22 protein-coding genes and 4 tRNA genes are annotated in these 24,467 nt (G+C 72.6%); 15 read left to right on the top strand and 11 right to left on the bottom strand.

Translation table 11 applies throughout. The features are described 5' to 3' along the window. Positions 1 to 30 precede the first annotated feature (30 nt). Positions 31 to 549: a YbhB/YbcL family Raf kinase inhibitor-like protein gene (locus ACKUU6_RS17150; protein ID WP_407989428.1), complete on the bottom strand. Its 519-nt coding sequence runs from the start codon at positions 547 to 549 to the stop codon at positions 31 to 33. A 70-nt stretch (positions 550 to 619) separates the two neighbouring features. On the opposite strand from ACKUU6_RS17150, the gene ACKUU6_RS17145 reads away from it, so the two are divergent. Then, complete coding sequence (locus tag ACKUU6_RS17145; protein WP_407989427.1) at positions 620 to 1,309, top strand: rhomboid family intramembrane serine protease; 690 nt, start codon at positions 620 to 622, stop codon at positions 1,307 to 1,309. 121 nt (positions 1,310 to 1,430) lie between these two features. Then, the gene (locus tag ACKUU6_RS17140) at positions 1,431 to 2,585 is read left to right on the top strand and encodes a hypothetical protein (protein ID WP_407989426.1); all 1,155 of its coding nucleotides are present in this window, start codon (positions 1,431 to 1,433) and stop codon (positions 2,583 to 2,585) included. Positions 2,586 to 2,634: 49 nt separating this feature from the next. Here the strand turns inward: ACKUU6_RS17140 and ACKUU6_RS17135 are convergent, their stop codons facing one another. Then, positions 2,635 to 4,185, bottom strand: coding sequence for a helicase HerA-like domain-containing protein (locus ACKUU6_RS17135; RefSeq protein ID WP_407989425.1), 1,551 nt, complete (start codon positions 4,183 to 4,185; stop codon positions 2,635 to 2,637). Positions 4,186 to 4,334: 149 nt separating this feature from the next. Here ACKUU6_RS17135 and ACKUU6_RS17130 point away from each other — a divergent pair, with 149 nt between their 5' ends. Together ACKUU6_RS17130 and ACKUU6_RS17125 are read left to right on the top strand one after the other, a co-directional pair. Further along, on the top strand, positions 4,335 to 4,658 hold the full coding sequence (locus tag ACKUU6_RS17130) for a type II toxin-antitoxin system VapB family antitoxin (protein ID WP_407989423.1): 324 nt from the start codon (positions 4,335 to 4,337) through the stop codon (positions 4,656 to 4,658). A 225-nt stretch (positions 4,659 to 4,883) separates the two neighbouring features. Continuing rightward, entirely contained in the window at positions 4,884 to 5,552 is a 669-nt protein-coding gene (locus ACKUU6_RS17125) for a LytR C-terminal domain-containing protein (RefSeq protein WP_407992152.1), read from the top strand. An 86-nt stretch (positions 5,553 to 5,638) separates the two neighbouring features. On the opposite strand, the gene upp is transcribed toward ACKUU6_RS17125, so the two are convergent. Further along, entirely contained in the window at positions 5,639 to 6,274 is a 636-nt protein-coding gene (upp, locus tag ACKUU6_RS17120; protein ID WP_407989422.1) for a uracil phosphoribosyltransferase, read from the bottom strand. Between the two features lie 138 nt (positions 6,275 to 6,412). On the opposite strand from upp, the gene ACKUU6_RS17115 reads away from it, so the two are divergent. From ACKUU6_RS17115 to ACKUU6_RS17075, 9 genes are all read left to right on the top strand, one after another. Beyond that, on the top strand, positions 6,413 to 6,616 hold the full coding sequence (locus tag ACKUU6_RS17115) for a hypothetical protein (RefSeq protein ID WP_407989421.1): 204 nt from the start codon (positions 6,413 to 6,415) through the stop codon (positions 6,614 to 6,616). A gap of 245 nt (positions 6,617 to 6,861) precedes the next feature. Further along, on the top strand, positions 6,862 to 7,377 hold the full coding sequence (locus ACKUU6_RS17110; protein ID WP_407989420.1) for a hypothetical protein: 516 nt from the start codon (positions 6,862 to 6,864) through the stop codon (positions 7,375 to 7,377). Positions 7,378 to 7,406: 29 nt separating this feature from the next. Beyond that, the gene (gene tadA / locus ACKUU6_RS17105) at positions 7,407 to 7,904 is read left to right on the top strand and encodes a tRNA adenosine(34) deaminase TadA (RefSeq protein WP_407989419.1); all 498 of its coding nucleotides are present in this window, start codon (positions 7,407 to 7,409) and stop codon (positions 7,902 to 7,904) included. 44 nt (positions 7,905 to 7,948) lie between these two features. Further along, a tRNA-Ser gene (locus ACKUU6_RS17100) sits at positions 7,949 to 8,035 on the top strand. A 109-nt stretch (positions 8,036 to 8,144) separates the two neighbouring features. Then, positions 8,145 to 9,560, top strand: coding sequence for an acyltransferase family protein (locus tag ACKUU6_RS17095; RefSeq protein ID WP_407992151.1), 1,416 nt, complete (start codon positions 8,145 to 8,147; stop codon positions 9,558 to 9,560). Positions 9,561 to 9,941: 381 nt separating this feature from the next. Further along, positions 9,942 to 10,082 carry a hypothetical protein gene (locus tag ACKUU6_RS17090; RefSeq protein WP_407989418.1) on the top strand — a complete coding sequence of 47 codons (141 nt, stop codon included), beginning with the start codon at positions 9,942 to 9,944 and terminating at the stop codon, positions 10,080 to 10,082. Between the two features lie 70 nt (positions 10,083 to 10,152). Then, the gene (locus ACKUU6_RS17085; protein WP_407989417.1) at positions 10,153 to 10,446 is read left to right on the top strand and encodes a Dabb family protein; all 294 of its coding nucleotides are present in this window, start codon (positions 10,153 to 10,155) and stop codon (positions 10,444 to 10,446) included. Positions 10,447 to 10,688: 242 nt separating this feature from the next. Continuing rightward, the gene (locus ACKUU6_RS17080; RefSeq protein ID WP_407989416.1) at positions 10,689 to 11,576 is read left to right on the top strand and encodes an RNA polymerase sigma factor SigF; all 888 of its coding nucleotides are present in this window, start codon (positions 10,689 to 10,691) and stop codon (positions 11,574 to 11,576) included. A 153-nt stretch (positions 11,577 to 11,729) separates the two neighbouring features. Beyond that, on the top strand, positions 11,730 to 12,665 hold the full coding sequence (locus ACKUU6_RS17075; RefSeq protein ID WP_407989415.1) for an RNA polymerase sigma factor SigF: 936 nt from the start codon (positions 11,730 to 11,732) through the stop codon (positions 12,663 to 12,665). 59 nt (positions 12,666 to 12,724) lie between these two features. Here ACKUU6_RS17075 and ACKUU6_RS17070 read toward each other — a convergent pair whose 3' ends face one another. Both ACKUU6_RS17070 and ACKUU6_RS17065 read right to left on the bottom strand, forming a co-directional pair. After that, entirely contained in the window at positions 12,725 to 13,615 is an 891-nt protein-coding gene (locus ACKUU6_RS17070; RefSeq protein WP_407989414.1) for a tyrosine-protein phosphatase, read from the bottom strand. A 155-nt stretch (positions 13,616 to 13,770) separates the two neighbouring features. Further along, the gene (locus tag ACKUU6_RS17065; protein WP_407989412.1) at positions 13,771 to 13,974 is read right to left on the bottom strand and encodes a hypothetical protein; all 204 of its coding nucleotides are present in this window, start codon (positions 13,972 to 13,974) and stop codon (positions 13,771 to 13,773) included. A 162-nt stretch (positions 13,975 to 14,136) separates the two neighbouring features. Between ACKUU6_RS17065 and ACKUU6_RS17060 the strand changes: the two genes are divergently transcribed. Beyond that, positions 14,137 to 15,105, top strand: a complete 969-nt coding sequence (locus tag ACKUU6_RS17060; protein WP_407989411.1) for an aldo/keto reductase — start codon at positions 14,137 to 14,139, stop codon at positions 15,103 to 15,105. Positions 15,106 to 15,233: 128 nt separating this feature from the next. Here ACKUU6_RS17060 and ACKUU6_RS17055 read toward each other — a convergent pair whose 3' ends face one another. The 6 genes from ACKUU6_RS17055 to ACKUU6_RS17030 all read right to left on the bottom strand — a co-directional run bounded on the left by ACKUU6_RS17055 (position 15,234) and on the right by ACKUU6_RS17030 (position 21,152). Further along, entirely contained in the window at positions 15,234 to 15,998 is a 765-nt protein-coding gene (locus tag ACKUU6_RS17055; RefSeq protein ID WP_407989410.1) for a C40 family peptidase, read from the bottom strand. Then, positions 15,995 to 17,182, bottom strand: coding sequence for an SPFH domain-containing protein (locus ACKUU6_RS17050; protein WP_407989409.1), 1,188 nt, complete (start codon positions 17,180 to 17,182; stop codon positions 15,995 to 15,997). The genes ACKUU6_RS17055 and ACKUU6_RS17050 overlap by 4 nt, the downstream gene beginning before the upstream one ends. Before the next feature lie 180 nt (positions 17,183 to 17,362). Continuing rightward, positions 17,363 to 20,428 carry an Ig-like domain-containing protein gene (locus ACKUU6_RS17045; protein WP_407989408.1) on the bottom strand — a complete coding sequence of 1,022 codons (3,066 nt, stop codon included), beginning with the start codon at positions 20,426 to 20,428 and terminating at the stop codon, positions 17,363 to 17,365. 313 nt (positions 20,429 to 20,741) lie between these two features. Then, positions 20,742 to 20,814: transfer RNA gene (locus ACKUU6_RS17040), tRNA-Arg, on the bottom strand. A gap of 39 nt (positions 20,815 to 20,853) precedes the next feature. Continuing rightward, positions 20,854 to 20,929, bottom strand: a tRNA-Arg gene (locus ACKUU6_RS17035). A gap of 129 nt (positions 20,930 to 21,058) precedes the next feature. Further along, positions 21,059 to 21,152 (bottom strand) — tRNA-Ser (locus ACKUU6_RS17030). Between the two features lie 202 nt (positions 21,153 to 21,354). Here ACKUU6_RS17030 and ACKUU6_RS17025 point away from each other — a divergent pair. Beyond that, positions 21,355 to 24,435 (top strand): PAS domain-containing protein, encoded by a 3,081-nt coding sequence (locus tag ACKUU6_RS17025; RefSeq protein ID WP_407989407.1) that lies wholly within the window; start codon positions 21,355 to 21,357, stop codon positions 24,433 to 24,435. Positions 24,436 to 24,467: the final 32 nt, after the last annotated feature.

Here is a 24,467-nt window from a genome sequence, read left to right as displayed (position 1 = left end):
GATCCATCAGGTCCGCCGCCGGACGGCCGGTCAGGGCCGGGCGTACTCCGCCGTGAGCAGCGCCCGGCCGAGGGTGTGGAAGGTGAGGTTGAACCCGACCACGGCGGCCGGGGTGTCCGGGCCCAGCTCCAGCACCGGGACGTCCAGGGCGTGCACCGCGAAGACGTACCGGTGGGCGGGCCCGGGCGGCGGGGCGGCACCGTCGTAGCGGTGGCCGGAGGAGTCGTTGCGGACGTGGAAGGCCGCGCCGGGCAGGCTCGCGTCGGAACCGCCCGCGCCGCGCGGCAGTTCGGTGGTGTCGGCGGGGAGGTTGACCGCCAGCCAGTGCCACCAGCCGCTGGCGGTGGGCGCGTCGGGGTCAAAGCAGGTCACCGCGAAGCCCCGGGTACCGGCCGGGAAGCCGGACCAGGAGAGCTGCGGGGACTCGTTCCCACCCGCGTGGACGAAGGTGTCCGGCAGCGTGTCGCCGTCCGTCAGGTCGGCACTGGTGAGCTCGAACGACGGTACGGGCGGCAGGAATTCGTACGGCAGCGGCGGGCGCTGGCTCATCGCGGGGCATCCTCACTCGTGGTGGACGGGCGTCTCCCGCAGTCTAGGAGGGGCCCGTAGAGTCGGGGTCATGGCAGCCGACAACACGCCCAGCACCTTGCCCGACCCGGCCCGGATGGTGGCCGACGCCCGGCGTGCCTTCTTCGTGATGTTCGGCGTGCTCTGCCTGATCTGGGCCGTGCAGCTGGCCAACTGGCTGAGCGACTACCGGCTCACCGTCGAGGGCGGCATCCTGGCCCGCCGCCCCGACCAGCTCGCCGACCTGCTGACGGCACCGCTCCTGCACGTCAACTGGCAGCACCTGGAGGGAAATTCGGGCCCGCTGTTCGTGTTCGGCTTCCTGGCGGCGTACCGGGGCGTCAAGCGCTTCCTCGGGCTGACCGCGCTGCTGGTGCTGACCAGCGGGGCGGCGGTCTGGCTGTTCTCGGACGACCGGTCGGTGACGGTCGGAGCGAGCGGCGTGATCTACGGGTACTTCGGCTACGTGGTGCTGCGCGGCCTGATCGACCGGAACCTGATCGACAGCCTGATCGGCGTCGTGATGGGCGCGTCCTTCGCGTACATCCTCACCACGGCGGTCCCCGGGACACCGGGCGTGAGCTGGCAGGGCCACCTCGGCGGCCTGGTCGGCGGCCTGGCGGGAGCCTGGATCTTCCGTGCCCGGAAGGGCGCCGCAGCGGCCCCCGTACCGGCGCCGGCCGAGGTCCCGCAGAGCGAGCGGGCACAGCTGCTCAAGGAGCTGGACGACCTCGGCCTGTGAAGCGCGCGCAGGTGTAGACCAATACGGGCATCCCGGGCTAGCGTGGGCTCCCTCGCACCGCGCGCCCGCGCACCACCTGCCCGCGCGCCTGCCCGCGCACCACCTGCTCCGGAGCCGCCCCGTGGAGTCGTCCGTCCTCGCCTTCGCCACCGACCTGCTCGACGAGGGCGCCGACACCTTCTTCGGCAACCTGACCGACCGGGCCGGCGTCGGCGGCGTGACCCTCGCCTCCGTCTACCACGAGGCGCGCGACGTCTTCCCGCACAACCCCCGCCGGGTGATCCGCTACCTGGAGCCCGGCGCCGCCTACTTCCGCCCCGACCCCGCCCGCTGGGCCGGGCGGCGGCTCACCCCGCTGCCGTCCACCGCGATCGGCGACCGCGACCCGTTCGCGGAGGCGGCCGAGGAGGCGCAGCGGCGCGGGCTGAAGCTGCACGCCTGGACGGTCTTCTGCCACAACGACCGGCTCGGCTTCCGGCACCCGGACGTGGCCCCCGAGAACGCCTTCGGCGACCGCCACCTGACCGAGCTCTGCCCGGCCAACCCCGAGGTCCGCGACTACGCCACCACCCTGGTCGGCGAGTTCTCCCGGTACGGGGTGGATGCCGTCCGGGCCGAGTCGCTGCACTTCCACGGCCTGCGGCACGGCTACCACCACGAGCGCTACTTCGAAGAGCTCGGACCGGTCGCCGAGGCCCTGCTCGGCCTCTGCTTCTGCCCCCACTGCCTGGCCAACGCGGGCCCCGACGCCGAGCGCGTCCGCACCACGGTCCGGAACGAGCTGCGCGCCCGGCTGGCCGACGAGCACCGCGCCGCCGAGCCGCTCCCCCTCGACGAACTGGCCGACGGCGCGGTGGCCGCCTACATCGACGCCTCCGCCCGCTCCGTCACCTCGCTGGCCGCCGAGGTGGCCGAGGCCGCGACCGCCGGCGGCATGCGGCTTACCTTCATGGACGGCGGCGGCCCCGGCACCGGCTGGCTCTCCGGCATCGACCTGCCCGCCCTTACCAAGGCCGCCCACCAGATCGAGACCCTCGGCTACGCCACCACCCCGGAGGCCGTCCGGGAGAAGGTCGCCGCCTTCGCGCTGCACGGCGTACGCCCCGAGCAGATGGCGGTCATCCTGCGCCCCATGGCCTCCGACTGCGACAGTCCGGAGAACCTCGCCGCCAAGATCGCCGTCCTCCGCGACCTGGGCGTCCCCGAGGTCGAGTTCTACAACTACGGCCTGATGCGCCTCTCCTCCCTGGACCGCATCGGCCACGCCCTCCGCTGAGGCGCGTGACCGCCGCGCGGACGGTCACGCCAGACGCCCCCCGGGGCGGTCACCTCCGCCGCCTCGATGTCCCGAACAGGCTCCGGGAGATCTCCCGCCCCAGTTGGGTCCCCGCCGACCGGGCGAACGACTTCAACACCGGGTTGCCGAGCAACGACCCGAGCAGCCCTCCGCTCTCCTCCGCAGGCACCGGCTTCGGCGCGGGCGCGGGCTCCGGCGCCGGCGCGGGCTCTGCGGTCGTGGGCGCCGGCCGGGCGCTCAGCTTCTCGTACGCGGACTCCCGGTCCACCGCGTCGCGGTAGCGCGCCGTCAGCGGGGAGGCGTCCACCGCCGCCCGCAACACCCCCTCCTCCACCGGCCCCATCAGCGACTGCGGCGCCCGCAGCCTGGTCGCCGCCACCGGCGTCGGCGCGCCCTTCTCCGACAGCACCGTCACCACCGCCTCGCCCGTCCCCAGCTGGGTGAGCACCTCGGTCAGGTCGTACGTGGACCTCGGGAAGGTGGAGACGGTCGCCTTCAGCGCCTTGGCGTCGTCCGGGGTGAAGGCCCGCAGCGCGTGCTGGACCCGGTTGCCGAGCTGCGCCAGCACGTCCGCCGGGACGTCCTTCGGGGTCTGGGTGACGAAGAAGATCCCGACCGCCTTGCTGCGGATCAGCCGGACGGTCTGGGTGATCGCCTCCAGGAAGCCTTTGGAGGCGCCCTTGAAGAGCAGGTGCGCCTCGTCGAAGAAGAACACCAGCTTCGGCCGGTCCAGGTCCCCCACCTCGGGCAGCTCCTGGTAGAGGTCGGCCAGCAGCCACATCAGGAAGGTCGAGAACAGCCGCGGCCGGTCCTGCACCGCGGGCAGCTCCAGCACCGAGACCACCCCACGCCCGTCCGGCGCGGTCCGCAGCAGCTCGGCCGTGTCGAACTCCGGCTCGCCGAAGAACGCCCCGGCCCCCTCGTTCTCCAGCACCGTCAGCGAACGCAGGATCACCCCGGCGGTCGCCGCCGACAGCCCGCCGATGCCCTTGAGCTGCTCCTTGCCCTCCGGGGAGGTGAGGAAGGAGATCACCGCCGAGAGGTCCTTGAGGTCGTACAGCTCCAGGCCGTTCCGGTCGGCGAAGTGGAAAATCAGGCCGAGCGAGGCCTCCTGGGTCTCGTTCAGCTCCAGCACCTTGGCGAGCAGCAGCGGGCCGAAGCTGGTCACGGTGGCCCGCAGCGGGATGCCGTTGCCGAGCCCGCCGAGGGCGTAGAACTCGGTCGGGAAGCCCTGCCCCCGCCACTCCTGCCCGACCTCGGCGGCCCGGGCCGTCACCCGGTCGTTGGCCGCGCCCGGGGCGGAGATGCCGGAGACGTCGCCCTTGATGTCGGCCAGGAAGACCGGCACGCCCTGGGCGGAGAGCTGTTCCGCCATCAGCTGCAGGGTCTTGGTCTTCCCGGTGCCGGTCGCGCCGGCCACCAGCCCGTGCCGGTTGAGCACGCCGAGCGGGATCCGGACCTGCGCTCCGGGGTACGCGGCGCCGTCCAGCAGCACCGCGCCGAGTTCCAGCGCGGGTCCGGTGAAGGCGTACCCGGCCGCGATGTCCCGGACGGCGGGGGGCAATTCCTGGGTGGTCATCTGGGCGGACTCCCGCTCGGTTCGGAGGCATCGTCAGAAACTCGCCCCTCACAAATAGGGACACTTCCTATGTAATCCCTATGAATCTCCGAACGCAGGCCGGGCCGTGCTTGCTGTGCCCCGGGGCGGCGTGACGGTAGGCTTTCCGTGTGATCTTCAAGCGCATCGGCAACGGACGGCCGTACCCGGATCACGGCCGGACCAGCACCCGCCAGTGGGCGGACGTAGCGCCACGCCCGGTGCGGCTGGACCAGCTGGTGACCACCAAGGGGCAGTTGGACCTCGAAACCCTGTTGGCCGAGGACTCCACCTTCTACGGGGACCTCTTCGCCCACGTGGTGAAGTGGCACGGCGACCTGTACCTGGAGGACGGCCTGCACCGCGCGGTGCGTGCCGCGCTCCAGCAGCGCCAGGTGCTGCACGCCCGGGTGCTGGAGATGGACTACCCACCGGTCTCCGAGCCGACCCCCTGACCCGCCGTCAGTCCTGACCTGCCGTCACCCGTCCGCGCAACCGTTCGGGGGCCGGTACATCCTTTCGAGTGCCCCCGTACTCCAGATGATGATCATTTAGTACCTTCACACCCGGAGTGGCACTAATCTGCTGAGTACGGCCGAAAAGTATCCGGCGCTCCGCCCTCCCGGCCGCACCCGTCACCGAGCCTTGCCCTGGCACGAGGGGGAGACCGACCCGTGAGCATGTTGACTCCCCAGGGACTGAAGGGGAAGCAGTACCGGATCACCGGTAACTCCTACCCCCGCCTTGGACGCCCGCCCCGCAGGAGCCGTAAGGTCCTCGCCCTGATCGGCTCGCTGCTCGCCCTCGCCCTGATCGGCCTCGGCGGAGTGCAGCTGGTGGACATCTTCTCCGGCAAGAACCGGAGCGGCTCCGCCCAGGCCTGCGCCTCGCAGAGCGCGGCCTCCGGTAAACCGCTGGCCGCGCCGGACGCCGCACCCGGTGTGCCGTCCGCGCCACCCAGCAGCACCGCCGTACCGCAGCCGGCCGCCGTCACGGTGAACATCTACAACGCCACGGCCAAGGCCGGCCTGGCCGCGCGGACCGCCGAGGAGTTCAAGAAACGCGGCTTCACCATCGGCAAGGTCGGCAACGCGCCGGCCACCGTCGAGAAGCTGCCGACCACCACCATCCAGGTGATCAGCGGCCCGGCCGGGCTCGGCGGCGCCACCCTGCTCGCCTCCGAGGTCACCGGCGCCACCAAGTCGGCCGACACCCGGGTCGACCCCTCGGTGGACGTCGTCGTCGGCGACGCCTTCACGGGGCTGCTCGACCCGGAACAGGCCGCCGCAGCGCTGGCCGTCGCCACCAAGCCGTCGCCGACGGCCTCGCCGGTGCCCGGCAGCTGCTGATCCGGCCCTGCGTTCCGCGTGCGGTCCCGCCGTACGACGAAGGGCCCCACCTCGGAGGTGGGGCCCTTCGTCGTGGATCCGTCCGCTCAGCCGGCCGTGCCGTACAGGCGGTCGCCCGCGTCACCGAGGCCCGGCACGATGTAGCCGTTCTCGTTCAGCCGCTCGTCCACGGCGGCGGTGACCACGGTGACCGGCAGCCCGTCGAGCTCGCGCTCCATCACCGCGACGCCCTCCGGCGCGGCCAGCAGCACCACGGCGGTGACGTCGGTGGCGCCGCGCTCGATCAGCATCCGGATCGCCGCGACCAGCGTGCCGCCGGTCGCCAGCATCGGGTCCAGCACGTACACCTGACGGCCGGAGAGGTCGTCCGGCATCCGAGTGGCGTAGGTGGACGCCTCCAGGGTCTCCTCGTTCCGCACCATGCCCAGGAAGCCGACCTCGGCGGTCGGCAGTAGCCGGGTCATGCCGTCCAGCATGCCGAGCCCGGCGCGCAGGATCGGGACCACCAGCGGACGCGGGTAGCTCAGCCGGGTGCCCGTGGTGACCGCGACCGGGGTGGTGATCTCCACCTGCTCGGTCCGGACGTCCCGGGTGGCCTCGTACGCGAGGAGGGTGACCAGCTCGTCGGTCAGCCGCCGGAAGGTCGGCGAGTCGGTGCGCTCGTCGCGCAGGGTGGAGAGCTTGTGGGCCACCAGCGGGTGGTCGACGACATGGAGACGCATGCTCCGACCATAACGGGCGACGAGACACATGTACGACCTCCCGGGGCCCGCGTCCCCCACTGCGGCGGGAGCGGGCAATCCCGATACCTCCGCATCCCCTGTGGTATTTACCGGACAGTTCTGGGAAAGTCGGACGGTATGAAGAGCACCCCGCACGCCGGGCCCGGCTCGACAGAGCAGCCCCAGGCCCCACCCGAGACCGAAGCGGAGCGCCGCCGACGGCGCGCCCGCTTCCTCCGCGAGCTGGCCGAGGCCAGGGAGTTGCGGGCCAGGGTGCAGCCCCGGCGCACCAAGGAGCGCCGGATGCGCGAGGCGCTCCGGATGCGAACCTTCCGAATCTGACGGCGCGTCGGCCCTCCCGCACGGTCTTCCGACACGACCTGCGAAGACGCGCTGCCGAACACTCCCCGCAGGGCCCGGCTTTCTGTCACGATGCCGGAGGGACGGTCCGAACAGCGGGCCGCCTCTGGCGCGGGGGCGGCCAGGCCGCGTTCGCCCGAGATCGCCTACAGCCGAGACCAATCTTGGGAGAGTCCCTGGTGGCGTACTTCGCTGCAGTGCTTGCTCGCACCGACGGCGCGTGGGATGTGAGCGAGACAGAGCTGGACAACGTCGAGACCATTGCCGACCTGGCCGACCTGGCCCGGGCGGCGGCCCAGGACGACGAGAGCGTCCTGGTCTTCATCGAGCAGGAGGACGCCTGGTTCGCCGTCCTCCGGGTGGACGGCGAGGACGATCCGCGGATCTTCGTCTCCGACGGAGCCGCGGCCGCGCGCAGCTCCTACGGTTCGATCCTCACCGACGAACTGATCGACCGGGTCGGCGACGCCGACTTCGACGACCTCGACAGCCTGGTCACCGTCCTCGACGAGGACGAGGACGGGGACGCCGCTACCGAGGACGACGAGGACGAGACGGCCGGAGCCACCGGTCCAGGCGGCGTCCCGGTCGGGCCGCTCGGCGATCCGGAGCTGCTGATCGAGTTCGGCCTGCCCGCCGAGGGGCTGCTCGACCTCAGCGGCGAAGGCGCGATGCCCGGCGACGCGCTCTCCGAGATCGCCGACGCGATCGGCTGCGGCGAGGTGTTGGAGGCGGTGCGGTAGCCGCTGAGCCGGTGCCCGACACTGGTTGCATGCAGATCGCTCCCCTCCCGGCCCCCGTACGCCCCGACCCGGTGCGTGACCGCTGGACGGATGCGATGCGCCTCGCCATCGACGAGGCCGCACTCGCCACCGCCACCGGTGACGTCCCGGTCGGGGCGCTCGTCCTCGGCCCCGACGGGACGGTCATCGGCCGCGGCCACAACGAGCGCGAGGCCGTCGGCGACCCCACCGCCCACGCCGAGGTGGTCGCCATCCGCCAGGCCGCCACCGCCCTCGGCGAGTGGCGCCTGTCCGGCTGCACCCTGGTCGTCACCCTCGAACCCTGCACCATGTGCGCGGGCGCCATCGTGCTCGCCCGGCTCGACCGGGTCGTCTACGGCGCCTACGACGACAAGGCCGGCGCGGCGGGATCCCTGCTCGACGTCCTCCGCGACCCCCGCCTCAACCACCGCCCCGAGGTCATCCACGGCGTCCTCGCCACCCCCTGCGCCGACCAGCTCCGCACCTTCTTCGACTCCCACCGCTGAACTGATTTCGTCCCCACCCACCCCGTCCGGTACAGTCTCGTCTCGGTAGCGTGTCCGAGCGGCCAAAGGAGCACGCCTCGAAAGCGTGTGTGGGGGCAACTTCACCGTGGGTTCGAATCCCACCGCTACCGCTCTGAGCGCGAAGGGCCCTCGCTGGGGACAGCGGGGGCCCTTCGTCGTACCGAAAGGACCCCCGAGGAGGCGCGTCGACCGCGCGGGCTACCCTCCAACGTGAAGATAATGCGATCGCTGTCGCGGCGGGAGCCTCGGAGAGGACGCCGTACCGGCTCAGCGCAGGTAGCCGGCAGCCGGTTCGGATGGCTGGACGCACTGCGCGGAATCGCCGCGCTCGCCGTGGCGGCCCACCATTTCGACCTCCTCTACCTCGTCCCGAACGGGGGTGAGATATGGCTGCACTTCGACCTTGGCCTGTACGGGGTCATGACCTTCTTCATCGTCAGCGGATACATCATCCCGGCCTCCCTCGAACGCCGAGGTGACGTCAGGGGTTTCTGGATCGGGCGCATCTTCCGGATCTATCCGGCGCTCGTCCTGACCCTCGTGGCGGCCGACCTGATCCTGCCTCAGGCGTACGCGGTGGTCACGATGCACGGCTTCCACCACGACAAGCTCTGGTTGGCCACCAACGGGCTGATGCTCCAGGACATGTTGGGCGTGGTCAACGGACTCGGCGTGATGTGGACGCTCACGTACGAGATGCTGTTCTACTTCTTCGTCAGCGGTCTGTACGTCGTCGGTTGGCACCGGCGCAGCGTCCCGATCGCGGTGGGGACAGCCGCGGTCGCGCTCGTGCTGGGGACGACGATCGCGACCGACACGCTGAACACCAGCCTGGACGCCATCGTCAACCTCGCGATCGCCGCTGTCGTGATCGTGGTGATGGGTGTTGCCTGCATGCTCAGCGGCAATGCGACGATGGCCCGCACCGGTGGACTGCTGCTGGCCGGGTTCGGTCTGGTCCTGGTGATCAACAACAGCCGGGCGCCCGCGTACGAGACCTGGATGATCTTCGCGACCATGTTCGCCGGCACCGTGGTGTACCGGGCGCAGCACGGGCAGATCGAGAAGACGCAGGCCTGGATGACCGTCGGCTTCGTCGTGCTGGCCGGCGCCCTGGTGGGTCCGATGTACAACGTGGGCCCCTGGGCGGGAGCCACCTGGACCTCCACCTGGATGGCCTGGACCAACTCCTACCTGGCCGCCTGGGCCTCGTTCGGCCTGTTCATGCTGCTCCGCAACCGCCGCTTCCCGCGCCTGCTGGTCTGGTTGGGTGCGGTCAGCTTCTCCGTCTACCTGCTCCACACGCCCGTGAAGCACTTCCTGGTGTGGAAACTCGGGATCGCCAACTACATCACGAAGCTGACCGCGATGCCGCCGCTGGAACGCACGGCATGGTGTCTCGGCTATCTGGCGGTGCTGCTCGTCGTCTGTGGGGTCGTCCACCGCCTGGTGGAACTGCCGTTCCAGAATCTGGGCCGCAAACTGAGCACGGCACTGAACCGCAGGTGGCCGCAGCAGCAGCTCCACGCACCCGGTCCGGTCGTGCCTCCGGCCCGCGAGCCGGAACCCGAACTGGTGGCGTCGAGTGGCGGCCCGGTCGAGAGCGGGGAGCGGGTCGGCCAGGGCTCGCTCTAGAAACTGTCGAACGGGTGGGCCGCGACGGGGCGCCACCGGTACGCAGCCGACGGAGGGGCAGCCGTCCCGGGGGACGGACGGCTGCCCCGGCGGAGTCCCACAACCGGGGTCGTTTCGGGGGGAGGTCACGACGCCCGGTCCCACAGCGGGGAGCTCCGGATCTGTGTACCAGGGGTCCTGCCGGGGCCCTCGGTACGGGTTCCATCCTGATGGACGGGGTGCGGGTGGGCATCCCGAGAAGGACCTGTTCTGCGGGGACCTTCGTCCTGAGGAGTGAACGCGGGCCTCACCTGATGGGCCGTCCGGTGGATAAGCTGCGGGGCAGGTGGTGCGGCGATCGGGAGGCGGGCGGTTCGGGTGGCACAGGCGAAGAGGATCGGCATGTGGATGCTGCTGATCTTCGTGATCTACACGGTCATCAATTCCCCGACCAGGGCTGCCGAGTTGGTCCAGTCCGGGTTCGTCGGGATCTCGGACGCGGCCAAGGCGGTCGGGACCTTCATGACCGGGCTGGTGAGTTGACCGGGGCCGTCCCCGGCTACGGTGGGCGGGTTCGAGCAGTACTCCCTCACTCCCCACTAGGAGCGGCAGCGTGATCCGGCACCTGGCCCTGTTCAGGCTCAACGACGGCGTGACGAAGGACGACCCACGGGCGCTCGCGGGCGCCAAGGCGTTCGAGGAGCTCGGCGGTCTGATCCCCGAACTGCGCGAGTGGGACTGCGGCTGGAACACCACCGAGCGGGACATCGCGTACGACTACGCGATCAACAGCAAGGTGGAGGACCGCGAGGCGCTGGCCGCCTACATCGGCCACCCGGCCCATCAGGCTGCCGCCGGACAGTGGCGTGAGTTCGCCACCTGGGTGATCGCCGACATCGAGGTCTGACCGACCGAGTTGAACGGTCGTACCCGTAGCACCGTTGGGCCCCCCGGCACGCACGACGCCGGGGGGCCCTTCCGCGCCCCGCGCGCTCCCGACGCGCCCCCAACACGCCATAACGCCGGTACTTGCCCGCGATGTGCGCGACTTGTGATGCTATGACCGGTTTTGCCGGAACCTGGCGAGGTGATGAGCGAGCGCGGACCACAGTCGGTGGATCTGATTCGCAGGGACTTGGGAGGGGTGACGTGTCCGTGCAGACACAGGGCAGCAGCGCGCCGAAGACCGGCGAGGAGGCCGCACCGGAGGAGCCCGCAGAGGCTCAGCAGGTGGATCCACTGGTGGAGTCGAGGGAGCGAGCGCCCGGCACCCGGAGCTCGGTGGACGTACGGACCCTGACCAGGGTGCTGTTCGAGCGGCTCGCCGAGCTGCCGCCGGGTGCGCCGGAGCGCGAGCGGGTACGGGCGGCGCTGATCGAGGCGAACATCCCGCTGGTGCGCTACGCCGCGACCCGGTTCCGCAGCCGGAACGAGCCGATGGAGGACGTCGTCCAGGTCGGCACGATCGGCCTGATCAACGCGATCGACCGGTTCGACCCGACCCGGGGCGTGCAGTTCCCGACCTACGCGCTGCCGACCATCCTCGGCGAGATCAAGCGGTACTTCCGCGACAACGTCCGCACCATGCACGTACCGCGCCGGCTCCAGGAGCTCTGGGTCCAGGTCAGCGGCGCCATGGAGGAGCTGACGATCACTCACGGCCGCTCTCCCAAGGTGCCGGAGATCGCGGCCAACCTGCGCATCCCGGAGGAGGACGTCCGGGCCTGCCTGGCGGCCGGCCGGGCGTACAACGCGGCCTCGCTGGAGGCCGCCCAGGAGCACGAGGGCGGCCTCGCCCTGCTGGACCGGCTCGGCTACGAGGACTCGGCGCTCGCCGACGTGGAGCACCGGGACATGGTCAGGCACCTGCTGGTGCAACTGCCCGAGCGGGAGCGGCGGATCATCATGCTGCGCTTCTTCGCGAACCTGACACAGTCCCAGATCAGCACCGAGCTGGGCATGTCGCAGATGCACGTGTCGCGGCTACTCTCCAGGATCCTGACCAGACTGCGGACCGGGAACCACTGGGAGGAGTAGGGTCCTCGCTGCGTGTTACCGCCGAGTGACATCTTGCGACGTTCGGGTTTGCCGGGGCGCGTGGTCCGGTATTGAGCTGGAGGGGTCGTTCGGCTCCGGGAACTGCCACTGGGTGATGCCCGTTGGACAGTCAGTCACGAGGGGGTGGGGAGCATGTCCGGAGAGCTGGGCAGTGCGGAGGGCCACGGTATGACGGCGGCTCTCGTGTCGGTGGCTGGACAGGTGGTCGGCGAGCTGACCGAGCAGGTGGCCGAGCCCGGGGCAGGGGCACAGCTGACGGGCCGTATCCCGGCGCAGCAGACGGCCTCGCCCTTCGTCACGGTGGACCGCACGCTGGACACCAGGACGCTGTCACGTTCGCTGTTCCAGCGGCTGGCCGTGCTGGAGCCGGGCAGCGTCGAGCACACGTACGTCCGCGACACCCTGATCGAGCTCAACCTGCCGCTGGTCCGGTACGCCTCCGCCCGCTTCCGCAGCCGGAACGAGCCGATGGAGGACATCGTCCAGGTCGGCACGATCGGCCTGATCAAGGCGATCGACCGGTTCGACCCGGAGCGCGGGGTGGAGTTCCCGACCTTCGCCATGCCCACCGTGGTCGGCGAGATCAAGCGCTTCTTCCGTGACACCAGCTGGTCGGTCCGGGTGCCCCGGCGGTTGCAGGAGCTGCGGCTGTCGCTGACCAAGGCCGGCGACGAGCTGTCCCAGAAGCTCGACCGCTCCCCCACCGTCGCCGAGCTGGCCGTCTTCCTCGGCGTCAGCGAGGAGGACGTGGTGGAGGGCCTCGCGGTCGGCAACGCGTACACCGCCAGCTCGCTGGACTCGACGCCCGGCGAGGAGGACGGCGACGGCCCGCTGGCCGAGCGGCTGGGCTACGAGGACCTGGCGCTGGAGGGCGTCGAGTACCGCGAGTCGCTGAAGCCGCTGCTGGCCAAGCTGCCGCCGCGCGAGCGGCGGATCATCATGCTCCGCTTCTTCGGGAATCTGACGCAGTCCCAGATCGGCGAGGAGATCGGCATCTCGCAGATGCACGTCTCCCGGCTGCTGACCAAGACGCTGACCCAGCTGCGGGCCGGGCTGATCAGCGAGTAGCCGATCGGTGAGTGGCTGACCGGCGAGTAGCTGATCGGCGACTCACCGACCGGCGGTCCTCACGCCAACAGGTTGGCGCGCAGGCCCGCCAGCACGGCGTCGTCCAGGCCGAGACCGGCCCGCCAGAAGTGTTCGAAGGAGGTCCAGCCGGTCGCGACCTCCTCGAAGGCCGCCTCCAGGTACGCCCGCTCGGCCCGGAAGACCGGCAGCAGCAGGGTCGGGTCCTTCATCAGGCCCCGGGTGCCGAAGCTCTCCACGATGTGCCCGATCAGCGCCGCCGAGCGGGTGTTGGTGAGCAGGTAGTCCTCGAACACGGTGTCCCGGTCGACGCCGAGCGCGGTCAGCGTGAGCGCGGCCACCCAGCCCGTCCGGTCCTTGCCCGCCGTGCAGTGGAACAGCACGGGCGGACCGTCCGGCGCGGCCAGCATGCGCACTACGGTGGCGAACCGCTCGCGGGCCACCCGGTCGGTGACGAACCAGCGGTAGAGGCCGGTCATCATCCCGGCTGCCTTGCCGTCGCCGAGCAGCGCGAACTGCTTGTCCGCGTCCCGGTCGGCCAGCCCGTCGCGCAGCGCGACGTAGATGTCGAAGTCGGCGGCGAACACCGGCAGGTGGTGCAGGATCGGACCGTCCGTACCGACCGGCTCGACGGTGACCGGCTCGGTGGACCGGGCGAGCTCGACCAGGTCGGCCGTGGGAAGGCCGGGTATCAGGTCGGGACCCGCCTCCTGGACCTCGACCGTGCTGCGCAGGTCGACCACCCGGCGGACGCCGGACGCGACCAGCAGCGCGCCGTCCTCGGCGGTGAGCCGGTTCAGCGCGTCGGCCCGCAGCGCGACACCGTGGCGCACCACCGCGCCGTCCGCGGTCCGGTAGCCGCCGAGGTCGCGGGCGTTCGCCGCACCCGACAGCCCGAGGCTGCGGGCGATCTCGGTGGACTGCTGGGTCACGGGGGCCTCCGGGGCACTGGAACAGGGATCGCTCGGGCCCGGCCAGTCTAGGTTCTGTCCGGTCGGGCCCGACGCGTCCGTACGCGGTGCCGGGCAGCCGGCCGCGCCCCGACCGGAATCGCCGGACGGGCCTCAGCCGGATGCCCCGGAAGTGGTTACTTGACGGCCAGCCAGATCACGGCGCCGAGCACCAGCAGGGCGACCACCGCGATGCCGACGTACAGGCCGGTGCGGTTGCTGCTGCCGGTGGCGGTGCCGTAGGTGGTGACCGAGCCGGGCGCCTGGGCGGCCGGGGTCTCTTCGACGAACGCCCGGAACATCTGGGTGTTGCCGGCGGGGTCGTAGTCGTTGTCAGCCATGGGCAGGACTCTAGCCAACCCACCTGGCCGGGGAACACCCCGGACCCCTCGGAGGAGTGATCGGCCACCGGCCTGCGACGGGCCTGCAACGGGCGTGCGACGGCCACGTGAAGAGCCGCCGGAGACGGAATGGCCGTCCGGGCGATCCGGTTGACTCCGGGCATGACCGACAACCTCAGTGACGCTCCCCCGAAGGTGACCCTCGGCGGTTCGGACCTCGCCGTGTCCACCCTCTCGCTCGGTGGCAACGTGTTCGGCTGGACCGCCGACCGGGCGGAGTCGTTCGCCGTACTGGACGCGTACGCGGCCGGCGGCGGCAACTTCGTCGACACCGCCGACGTCTACTCGGCCTGGGTGCCGGGGAACACCGGCGGCGAGTCCGAGACCATCATCGGCGACTGGCTGCGCAGCCGGGCCAACCGCACCGAGATCGTGGTGGCCACCAAGGTCGGTGCCCACCCGCAGGCCGGCGGGCTGTCCGCCGCGAACATCAAGTCCGCCGCCGAGGAGTCGCTGCGCCGGCTCGGGGTCGACCACATCGACCTGCTCTACACCCACCGGGACGACACCGGGACGCCGGTCGAGGAGTTCGTCCCCGCCCTGGACGAGTTGGTCCAGGAGGGCAAGGTCCGGGCGGTGGCTGCGTCGAACATCAGCGCGGAGCGGCTCACCGAGGCGCTGGAGTTCTCGGCCAAGGAGGGGCTGGCGGCGTACGTCGCGGTGCAGCCGCACTACAACCTGGTCTCCCGGGGGACGTACGAGGGCCCGCTCGCGGACGTGGTCGCGGCGTACGGGCTGTCCGCCGTGCCGTACTACGCGCTGGCCTCCGGCTTCCTGACCGGCAAGTACCGGCCGGGCGGCGCGGCCGTGGACAGCGCGCGGGCGCTCGGCGCGGCGCGCTACCTGGAGGACCCGCGCGGGCCGAAGGTGCTGGACGCCCTCGACCAGGTCGCCGCCGCGCACGGCGTGCCGCAGGCCACCGTCGCACTGGCCTGGCTGGCCGCGCAGCCGACCGTCGCCGCGCCGATCGCGAGCGCGCGGACGGTGGAGCAGCTGCCGCCCCTGCTGGCGGCGTCCCGGCTGCGGCTGCGGCCGGCGGAGCTGGCACTGCTGGACGCCGCCTCGGCCTGACGAGGGGCCGCTGACGGCGTGTCTGCTGACGGTGCGTCGGGCCGAGGGCGCATCGGAGCAAGGAGCCCGCGCGAGCTGCCGGGTGGGCGGCTCGCGCGGGCTCGCGCGCGGGGCTACGGCCGCGGGGCTTACGGGCGGCCGAAGTGGGTGGGGTAGTAGCCCCTGCTCAGGGTCGCGACGCGGATCGGGCTGCCCGGACGGGGGGCTTCCAGGTACCGGTTGTCGCCGAGGTAGAGGGCGACGTGGTGGATGCCGGAGGGCCGGTCGTTGCTGGACCAGAAGATCAGGTCGCCCCGGCGGAGCCGGCCCGGCTCGATGTGGGTGACGGCCGCGTACTGGTCGTCCGCCACCCGGGGCAGCTCGATCCCGGCCCTGCGGTACGCCTGCTGCACCAGACCGGAGCAGTCGAAGCCGGACGGGCCGTTGCCGCCCCAGAGGTACGGCTTGCCGAGCTGGGCCGAGGCGAAGGCGATCACCGATTCGACGCCACCGTCGGCGGGTGTGGCGGGAGGCGTGGCGGGGGTGCCGGAGGACTGCCCGGTGCGAGCCCGGTAGACCGCCAGGTGGCTGGTGTAGCGCCACTCACCGCCGCTGTTCTTGAACCAGTACCGGGAGCCGTCCCACCCCGGTCCGGCGGGCGCCGGCATGGCGTTCGCGGCGGTCGCCCCGAAGCCGAGTCCGACCGCTCCCGCGCCGGCCAGCACCGTGGTGGTGACGCAGCCGGCCCGGACCGCGCGGTGCAGGCGGCCCCGGTCGGCGACCCGGTGTCCGCCGGCCCGCCCGGCCGTGGGCGGCCGGCGGGCGACGGCCCGGCAGTGGGCGCAGGTGCAGGGTGCGGCGGTCGGGGAGATGTCGGAGAAGCCGATCAGGTCGGGGTCGGTGGCTATCCTCACGCGGGCCTTCCTTCCTTCCGGCCGGCCCGGACGGCCGGCGGGGGCACCGAGGCGGCCACCCCGGCGGGGGCGACGAACGCGACCAGCAGCTGTTCCATCAGCGCGCTGCGGGCGGCCTCGTCCAACTCGTGGGTGGTGGCCCGCTCCAGGCGGCGGACTGCGAGGGCGGCGGCCTCGACCGCGTCGTCCACCAGGACGGTCCGCAGGCTCGCGTCCAGTTCGGCGACCCGGCGGCGGCGCATGCTCTCGGCCACCTCGGGCGCGTAGTCGAGGGCGAGCGGCTGCACCGAGTAGACCTCGATCCCGGCCGGAGCCGCCTCGGCGGCCAGTGCCCTGGTCAGCTCGTCGGCGAACCACTGGCCGTCCCGAAGGGCCGGGCCGGGCGCGGAGTTGCTGTCGCAGGGCAGGGCGCTGGCGGTCCGGGTGAGCACGGCGTGCACCTGCTCGCGCAGGTAGTCCTCGTGCCCGGCGATGGCGAGCGTGGCCCTGGCCGTGTCCTTGACCCGCCAGACGATCAGCAGGCGGACCACGATCGGGGTGCCGGTACGGTCGGCGACCTGCACCGGCTCGCTGCGCCAGTGCCGCAGCCGGATGTCCACCCGACGACGGCGCAGCAGCGGGTTGACCCAGAGCAGGCCGGTCCGGCGTACGGTCCCCCGGTAGCGGCCCCAACGGGTCAGCACGCGGGTCTCGCCGCCGGCGTTGACCAGCAGTCCGGCCAGCGTCGCCAGGAACACCAGCCCGGCCGCCGAGGCGGCGGCGACCGAGGGGGCGGTGATCTCGGTCCCGCTGCTGCGGAGGTCGGGCAGCGCGTCCAACTGCGGGATCACCCCGGTCCTGACGAGCGGCAGGGCCACCCCGGCCAGCGCGGTCAGCAGGACCAGCAGCGCGAGCCAGCCCGGCAGCGAACGGGCCTGGTGCTCGCGGAGGGTGGGGTCGATCCGGGGCGGACGGCGGCTCGCCCGGGACTGGCTGCTCGACGCGCCGCCCGGCGGCTCGGTGGCCGGGCCCCCGTCGGCGTCGAGCTCGTCGTGGACGGGCACCGGCCTGGCCTTGATCAACGGCTTGGCGACCGCGTCGGCGACCGCCCTGCTCAGCTGGGTGGCGCCGCCGCGCTGAGGCGGTCCGGGGGGCGCGGCGGGCCAGGAGTCGGGTCTCGACGAAGCTTCACGGGTGACGTCCATGCACGGTTCCTCGGGGGTTCGGTGTGTCGCGCAACGGGCGGCCCGGACCTGACGGGCGGTGCCAGATTCAGGCTAGGTTGATAAGTCATCAAATGCGACATTTCGTATATTCGCGGTGTGTCGTGGCATGTCGAGCCGTATCTGACGGCGCGTCGGCCGACGCGCCGTCAGATCCGCTGCTCAGCGGCGGCGGCGCCGGCCACCCGGACCGCGGCCGAACACCCGACGGGTCAGCAGCCCGACGGCCGCCAGCATCAGCAGCACGCCGCAGGCCGCAGTACGCCACATCTCGGACGCCGGACGCTCGGCGCCCACCGGCGGCGCGGCGAGGTTGCGCGCCTCGGGGGCCATCGGATCGGCCGACGACTCGGAGGCGGACGGGGTGCCCGGGCGGGACGGCTTGGGCGCGACGGGCGCGGCGGCCTTCGTGGCGGCCTTCGTGGCTGCGGGGGTGCCGCTGACGGGCGGCGACGGTACGGCGCTGGTGGCGGGGGTGCCGCTGACGGGCGGCGACGGTACGGCGCTGGTGGCGGGCGTGGCGCTGGCGGGCGGCGACGGCGTGACGCTCGTGGCAGGCGTGGCGCCGACGGCCACTGAAGGTGCGGCGCTCGTCGCTGGCGTGGCGGGGGCCACCGCCGCCACGGACGGCAACGGGGACGGGGACACCACGACGGGCGGCGACGCCGACGGCGGTACGGCGGGCAGCTCGACCGGCACCGGCGGCACCAGGATCGGCAGGATCACCGCCACCTCCTCCGGCGTCAACACCGGCTCGACGGAAGGCGGTTGGACACCACCCACCGACACCGACGGGGAAGGAATCACCGAGGCCGAAGGCGACGGGAGGGTGACCCCGGGCGAGGGCAGCACCGGCGACGGCGGCAGCGAAGGTACGACCGATGGCACCGCAGGAGCGGAGGCCGCGACCGACGCCGAGGCCGAGGGCGAAGGAGAGGCCGAGGGCGAGGGAGAAGGCGAGGCGGACGGTGAAGGCACCGCCACCGGCCGCGCCGTGACCGTGACCGCGTCCGCCGAAGTGGCGTTGCCGGCCCGGTCGGTGGCGGTGACCACGAGCGTCTGCTCACCCGCCGTCAGGTCCCGGGCGGGGGTACAGCTCCAGGCCCCGTCCACGTCGGTGACGGCGGTGCACAGGACCACCCGCTCGCCGGCCGTGGCGCCCCGGGTGGTGACGGTGACGGTGGCGCCGGGCTCGGCCCGGCCGGTCAGGCGGGGGCGGGCGGAGGTGAGTTCGGTCCCCCCGGCGGGCGAACCGAGCACCGGCCGGGGCGGGGCGACGGTGTCGACGGTGAGCGGCACCGGCTTCCCCGCCGTCCGGTTGCCCGCGCCGTCGGTGGCCGTGGCGGTCAGCTGGTGCTTGCCGTCGGCGAGGTTCTCCACCGGCAGGCAGGACCAACTGCGGTCGGCCGCAACGGCGGTGCTGCACAGCTCACCGGCGATCCGTCCGGCGCCGGGCGCGTTGGCGGCGTCCACCACCGAGACGGTGCTGCCGGGATCGCCGGTGCCGGTGAGCAGCAGGCCCGGGTCGTTGGTGTACTCGGGCAGGGTGAGGACCGGTGCGGCCGGCGGGTCGGTCTTGACGGTGATCCGGATCTCCTCGCCGCGCAGCACCACGCCACCCTTGGTGGTCTCCACCGGGGTGAGGGTGTGGCTGCCGGACGGGAGCGCCGAGTCGGGCCGACAGCTCCACCGGCCGTCCTTGCCGACAGTGCCCCGGCAGAGCGTGGCGTCACCGGCCATGATCGCGACGGTGGCGCCCTGCACCCCGCCCTCGCCCCGGATCTCCGGACGGGCGTCGGCCACCACGGCGCCGGTGACCGGCCCGGTGATCTCCGGGTGGGCGGCGCCGACGGTGAGCTTGATCCGCTGGTCGGTCACCTCTCCGGAGTCGGCGAAGCCGCCGGGGGTGACGAGCTGGGCGGAGTTGCGGGCGATCCGCAGGCGGGCCCAGGTCTCCCCGGCGGCGGCGTTACCGGGGACGGTCCACTCCAGCTGGGCGCTCTTCGCGCCGACCACCACCTCGCTCTGCACCCGTTCGGTGGCGTCGAACTTCCCGTTGTGGTCGAAGTCGATCCAGCCGACCAGGGTGGCCGGGCCGGGGCCGGGGCTGACGGGCACGGTGACGTCGTAGTAGCGCCCGATGGCGGCCTCGGCGGGGAACTGGACGGTCGGGTCGGCACCCTGGTACTCGCCGCGGCCCGGCTGGAGTTCGGGCGGGGCCGGGTTGGCCCAGAGGCTGCGGCGGCTCGCGCCACCGTCCAGTTCGACCAGCGGCTGGTCCCGCTCGCGCAGTTCGACCGGCTCCTGCGGGACCGAGCCACCCGGCGGCACCAGCCGGCGCGCGGAGGCGGCGGCGACGGTCGGGCGCGCCCCGGCCGTACCGGTGGCGGTCCGCCCGAGGAAGACGTCGGAGACCAGGTGCGAGGCGTTGCCGTACCCCTGCGGGGCGGTGCCGACGCCTTCGTCGAGCGTCACGGTGTACGCCTGCGCCAGTGGTTCGGGGGCGGTGGTCGAGCCGTCCCTGGCGGTGCTGCGCTGTTCGACCCGGAAGGTCACCGTGCTGACGGTGCCGGAGAGTTCGAGCGTGCCGCTGCCGGGGGTGGTGCCGTCGGTGGTGCCCTCGCCGGTCGGGGTGAGGGCGTTGTCACCGACCGTCCAGCCGGACCAGTCGGTCCGGGCGACCAGGCTGGGCGCGCTCGGGGAGCCGCCGGTGACGGTCAGCCGGCTGGCGGTGCCGGTGGTGCCGCCCTTGCCGGTGGCCAGCGAGGCCAGGCCGCTGAGGTGCAGCCGAGGGTTGCGGACCGCCCGGCCGAAGGAGAGCTGGAGGGTGCCGAGGGTGCGCCAGGAACCGTCGGCCAGCGGGCGTTCGACGCCGAGCTCGAACCGGGTGGCGGGGTCGCCGCCGCGCAACCCGTCCGAGTAACCGGGGCCCCCGGCGGCGAGCTTTCCGGGCGCTGTCCTGACGGCGATTCCGGGGAGGGGGGCGAAGTCGAACTGGATGCCGAGGCCGGAGGGCAGCACGGCCCGGCGGTCGGCCGTCCAGGATTCCGGGGTCTGCTGCGCTTCGGCGGCCGGGCCGAGCAGGGTCGAGTTCCAGCCGATCAGGAGCCCGGCGGCCGTGATCGCGGCCGTCCTCCGGGTGATCCCGTTCCGTCTCGGCGCTCTCGTTGCCCACCGGCCCGAGCTGGTGGCTGACGACTCGGCGGCATGGGAGGACTGTCGGCTCATCCGGCTCTCCTTCGGTGTCGGCCGCCAACCGGCGCGGCAGGCATAAGTTCTGACAAAACGGAATCACGATCTGGAGTCCGTCCTACCGTGACACCGCGACGAACGCCCCAGTGCTACCCGATTGGCGGTCACTCGTCCGCAGCCTAGGAAGCTGACGGCCTATCCGTTTTCAGCCACTCGGGGTTGGTGGCCAACCGGCCGTTACTGTCCGGGCCTGACCGTTCGCCGCTGCTACCTGTTCGGATATGTCGCAGTCGGCACGGACCCCGGAAACGGCGAAGGCCCCGGGGGTTAACCCGGGGCCTTCGATCTGTGCGCTCAGCAGGATTCGAACCTGCAACCTCTTGATCCGTAGTCAAGTGCTCTATCCGTTGAGCTATGAGCGCTCGGGCGGACCGACGAGCGGGCCGCAGAGCGGTGGTGCGTGGTGCGCTCAGCAGGATTCGAACCTGCAACCTCTTGATCCGTAGTCAAGTGCTCTATCCGTTGAGCTATGAGCGCTCGCCCCGTGCGGCCTGGGCCTTGCGGGGCGGTGCGGGGACAACATTACATGACCCTCGACCTGGGGCGAAATCGATTGCCCGGGGCTACGACAGGAGCCCCGCCGGTCTCTGACCGGCGGGGCTCCAGTGGCGGAGGCTGAGGGATTTGAACCCTCGATGGGCTTGAAGGCCCAAACCGCATTAGCAGTGCGGCGCCATAGACCGGACTAGGCGAAGCCTCCTCCACGACGGACCGCACCGACCAGCGGTGCACTCCGTGCGACTGAGATGATGCCACAGCCCGGGGGCCCGACACCAACCACCGACAACGTTACCGGCCGGGTCGTCCACGGCGCAAAGAAGAATGAGATACTCCAGTCTCCCGAGGAGAGCGCGAGCCGCCGGTCGCACGCCGTGACGCAAGCCGTGAGGAGACCTGTCGACGTGAGCAGCAGGCCGATCCGAGGCGCTGCTCGCCTCGCCGCCATACTCGATGCCCTGCCCGACGCCCTGTTGCTGGTGAACAGCAACGGAACAGTCGTGGACGCGAACACCGCCGCCGTCCAGGCGCTGCAGACCCCCGGCACCTCGCTGGTCGGGATGGGCGTGCTGGACCTGCTGCCCGAGTTCGACCCGAGCCGGATCCCCGGCTCGATGCGCCCCGCGCCGCGTGAGGCCGAGGGGCTGGACCGCCCGGTCCGGATGACCGCCCGGCGCACGGACGGGTCGACCTTCCCGGTCGAGGTCTCCGGCAACGACTTCACGGACGACGGCGAGGAGCGCGGTGGCTCCGGCTACACCTCGCTCTACCCCCAGGACGGCGGCGGCTCCGTCGGTGAGCTGCTGCTCCTGCTGGTCCGCGACCTGAGCAGCAGGCTCGGCGTCGAGGCCGAGCTGCGCAGGCAGCACAAGCAGACCGAGATGATCCTGCGGGCCGCCGCCGAAGGCGTGCTCGGGGTGGACCTCGAAGGGCGCGTGGTGCTGGTCAACCCGGCCGCCGCGCACATCCTCGACTACCGGGCCAGCGAGTTGGGTGGCCGCGAGCTGCACCCGCTGATCCAGCACTCGCAGGCGGACGGCAGCCCGCTGGCCCTGGAGGGCTCGGCGCTGCTGGACACCCTGACCTCCGGGCGCAAGCACCGGGTCAGGGGCGCGGTGCTCTGGCGCAAGGACGGCAAGCCGGTGACGGTCGACCTGACCACCGCCCCGGTCCGGGACGGCGACCAACTGGTCGGCGCGGTGATGACGTTCACCGACCGGACCGGCGAGCTGGCGCTGGTCGCGCGGAACGAGCACCTGACGGCCGTTCTGGAGAGCGAGCTGGGCGGCGCGCTGGAAGCGCTGCACCGGCGGATCGACGCGCTGGCCGCCGACCCGGCCGGGCAGCTCTGGCCGGAGGCCAACTGGACCCTGCGGCGGCTGGCCGACGAGTGCCGTCGGTTCGGCACCCTGATCGACGGGGTGCTCACCCACCAGCGCTTCGAGAGCGCGGCCGAGGCCGGCCAGGAGGACCTGGACCGCCGCGTGGTCGGTCTGGACAAGGTGGTGCAGCGCGCCGTCGAGCAGGCGGGCGAACTGGTCGGCACCGGCCGGGTCAGGTACTCCGTGCACGCCGCAGGCGTCGAGGTGGTCGCCGACCGGGAGCGGCTCGCCCGGGCCCTGGCCCACCTGGTCGCGGACGTCAGCGGTGTGGCGCTCTCACTGGAGGCGGCCGACCCGGACGGCGCGGTCGAGGCGCCGATGGTGGTGCTGGCCGCCGCCCAGCGCGGCGAGGTCGCCCGGATCGAGGTCCGCGGACCCTCCCACACGGTCAACCCGGTCCACCTGCCGATCGCCCGCGCCACGGTCGAGCGGCACGGCGGGGTGCTCCAGCGGCACGAGCTGCCGTCCCGGGCCGGGACGACGTACGTGGTGGAACTGCCGCTCGACCCGGCCGCGGTGGCCAAGGCCGGAGCGACGGGGCAGCACCACGTGCCCAAGGAGACCGACACCGCGATGCTGCCGGACCTGCCCGAGGTCCCCCCGGCGGACGCCAAGGAGCCGGAGCAGAAGCCGGCCGCACCCGTGACCGAGGCCGCGGCGGACGGCGCCGCCGAGCGGCGGCGGCCCGAACCGACGGAGCGTCAGGCCGAACCCACCCGGGGCCCGATCGCACTCGGCACCGGACCGGAGACCACGCCGACGCCGACGGCCGCCGAACCGGCCGCGGCCGAGGAGGAGCCCGGACGCGGCGGACGCCGCCGCCGGGGGCAGCCGGAGTCGCTGTCGATCCCCGGGGTGCCCGACCCCGGTACGCCGGTCTACCCCGGCCTCGAACTCGCGCTGCCCGAAGCACCGCCCGCGCCCGCCGACCCGCCGGCCGTCCAGCCGACCGGGCGCCGACGTCGGCTGGCGCTGCCCGCCCAGCCCGAGGCCGCCCCCGCGCCCGAGCCGCGCAGGGCGCTCGAACTGCCCTCCGGGGAGAGCCGGCCGGAGCCGGCGGTCCAGCCCGCTGCCGAGCCGGCCGCGCCCGAGCAGCCGCGCCCCGTCGGCAGCGGGCTCGGTGAGCTGGCCCCGCCGCGTCCGTCCGGTGGCTTCGCCGGGGCCTTCCCGAACGCCTTCCCGCAGCAGGCCGGGCCGGCCGAGCGCCACGCCCTGCCCGCCCTGGCAGGACCGCCTGCGGAGCCGGTCCAGGAGCAGCCCGTCGAGCCGCGCACACCCCCTCGGCCGACCTCCGAACTCCCCATGACTGGTACGGAGTTGGCACCGACCGGCAGCGACGACCCGCCCACCATGGTGGTGCCTGCCGTCGACGGCGGCCCGCGTCGGCTGCTGGTCTGGCCCGAGCCTGACCCGTCCACCAAGCAGGCCCTCCAGGACCGCGGCTACCGGCCGGTGATCGTCCGCTCCCGCGAGGAGGTGGACGCCCAGGTGTCCGCCTACCCCGCCGCGCTCTTCGTGGACCCGCTGACCGGACCGATCACCCGCACCGCGCTGCAGTCGCTGCGCACCGCAGCGCTCAACAGCCGGGTGCCCGTCCTGGTCACCGCCGGCCTCGGGCAGGCCACCAGGGACGCCGCGTACGGGGCCGATCCCGCCATGCTGCTGCGGGCGTTGGCGCCCAAGGACAGCGAGAACCACGCCTCCCGGGTGCTGCTGGTCGAGTCCGACCCGGACATCGCGGCCGCGATGATCGCCAGCCTGGAGCGGCGCGGCATGCACGTCGAGCACGCCACCGACGAGAACGACGCGGTCTCCCGGGCCAGCAGCGTGCAGCCGAACCTGGTGGTCATGGACCTGCTGCAGATCCGGCGCCGCCGGGTCGGCCTGCTCGACTGGCTGCGCGCCAACGACCGCCTGCACCGCACCCCGCTGGTCGTCTACACCTCGGTCGACCTCGACCCGCAGGAGCTGCCCCGGCTGCGGACCGGCGAGACCGTGCTCTTCCTCGCCGAACGCTCCACCTCCGAGGACGTCCAGTCCCGCATCGTCGACCTCCTCGGCCGGATCGGCAGCCTGGCAGAGGTGAGTGGCGCCCGCAGCTGAGGCGCACGCCTCGGAAGGCTCGGGGCTCCGGT

The organism is Kitasatospora sp. CMC57 (genome assembly GCF_045866025.2).
GTDB lineage: Bacteria > Actinomycetota > Actinomycetes > Streptomycetales > Streptomycetaceae > Kitasatospora.
This window is presented reverse-complemented; position numbering and strand designations above follow the sequence as displayed.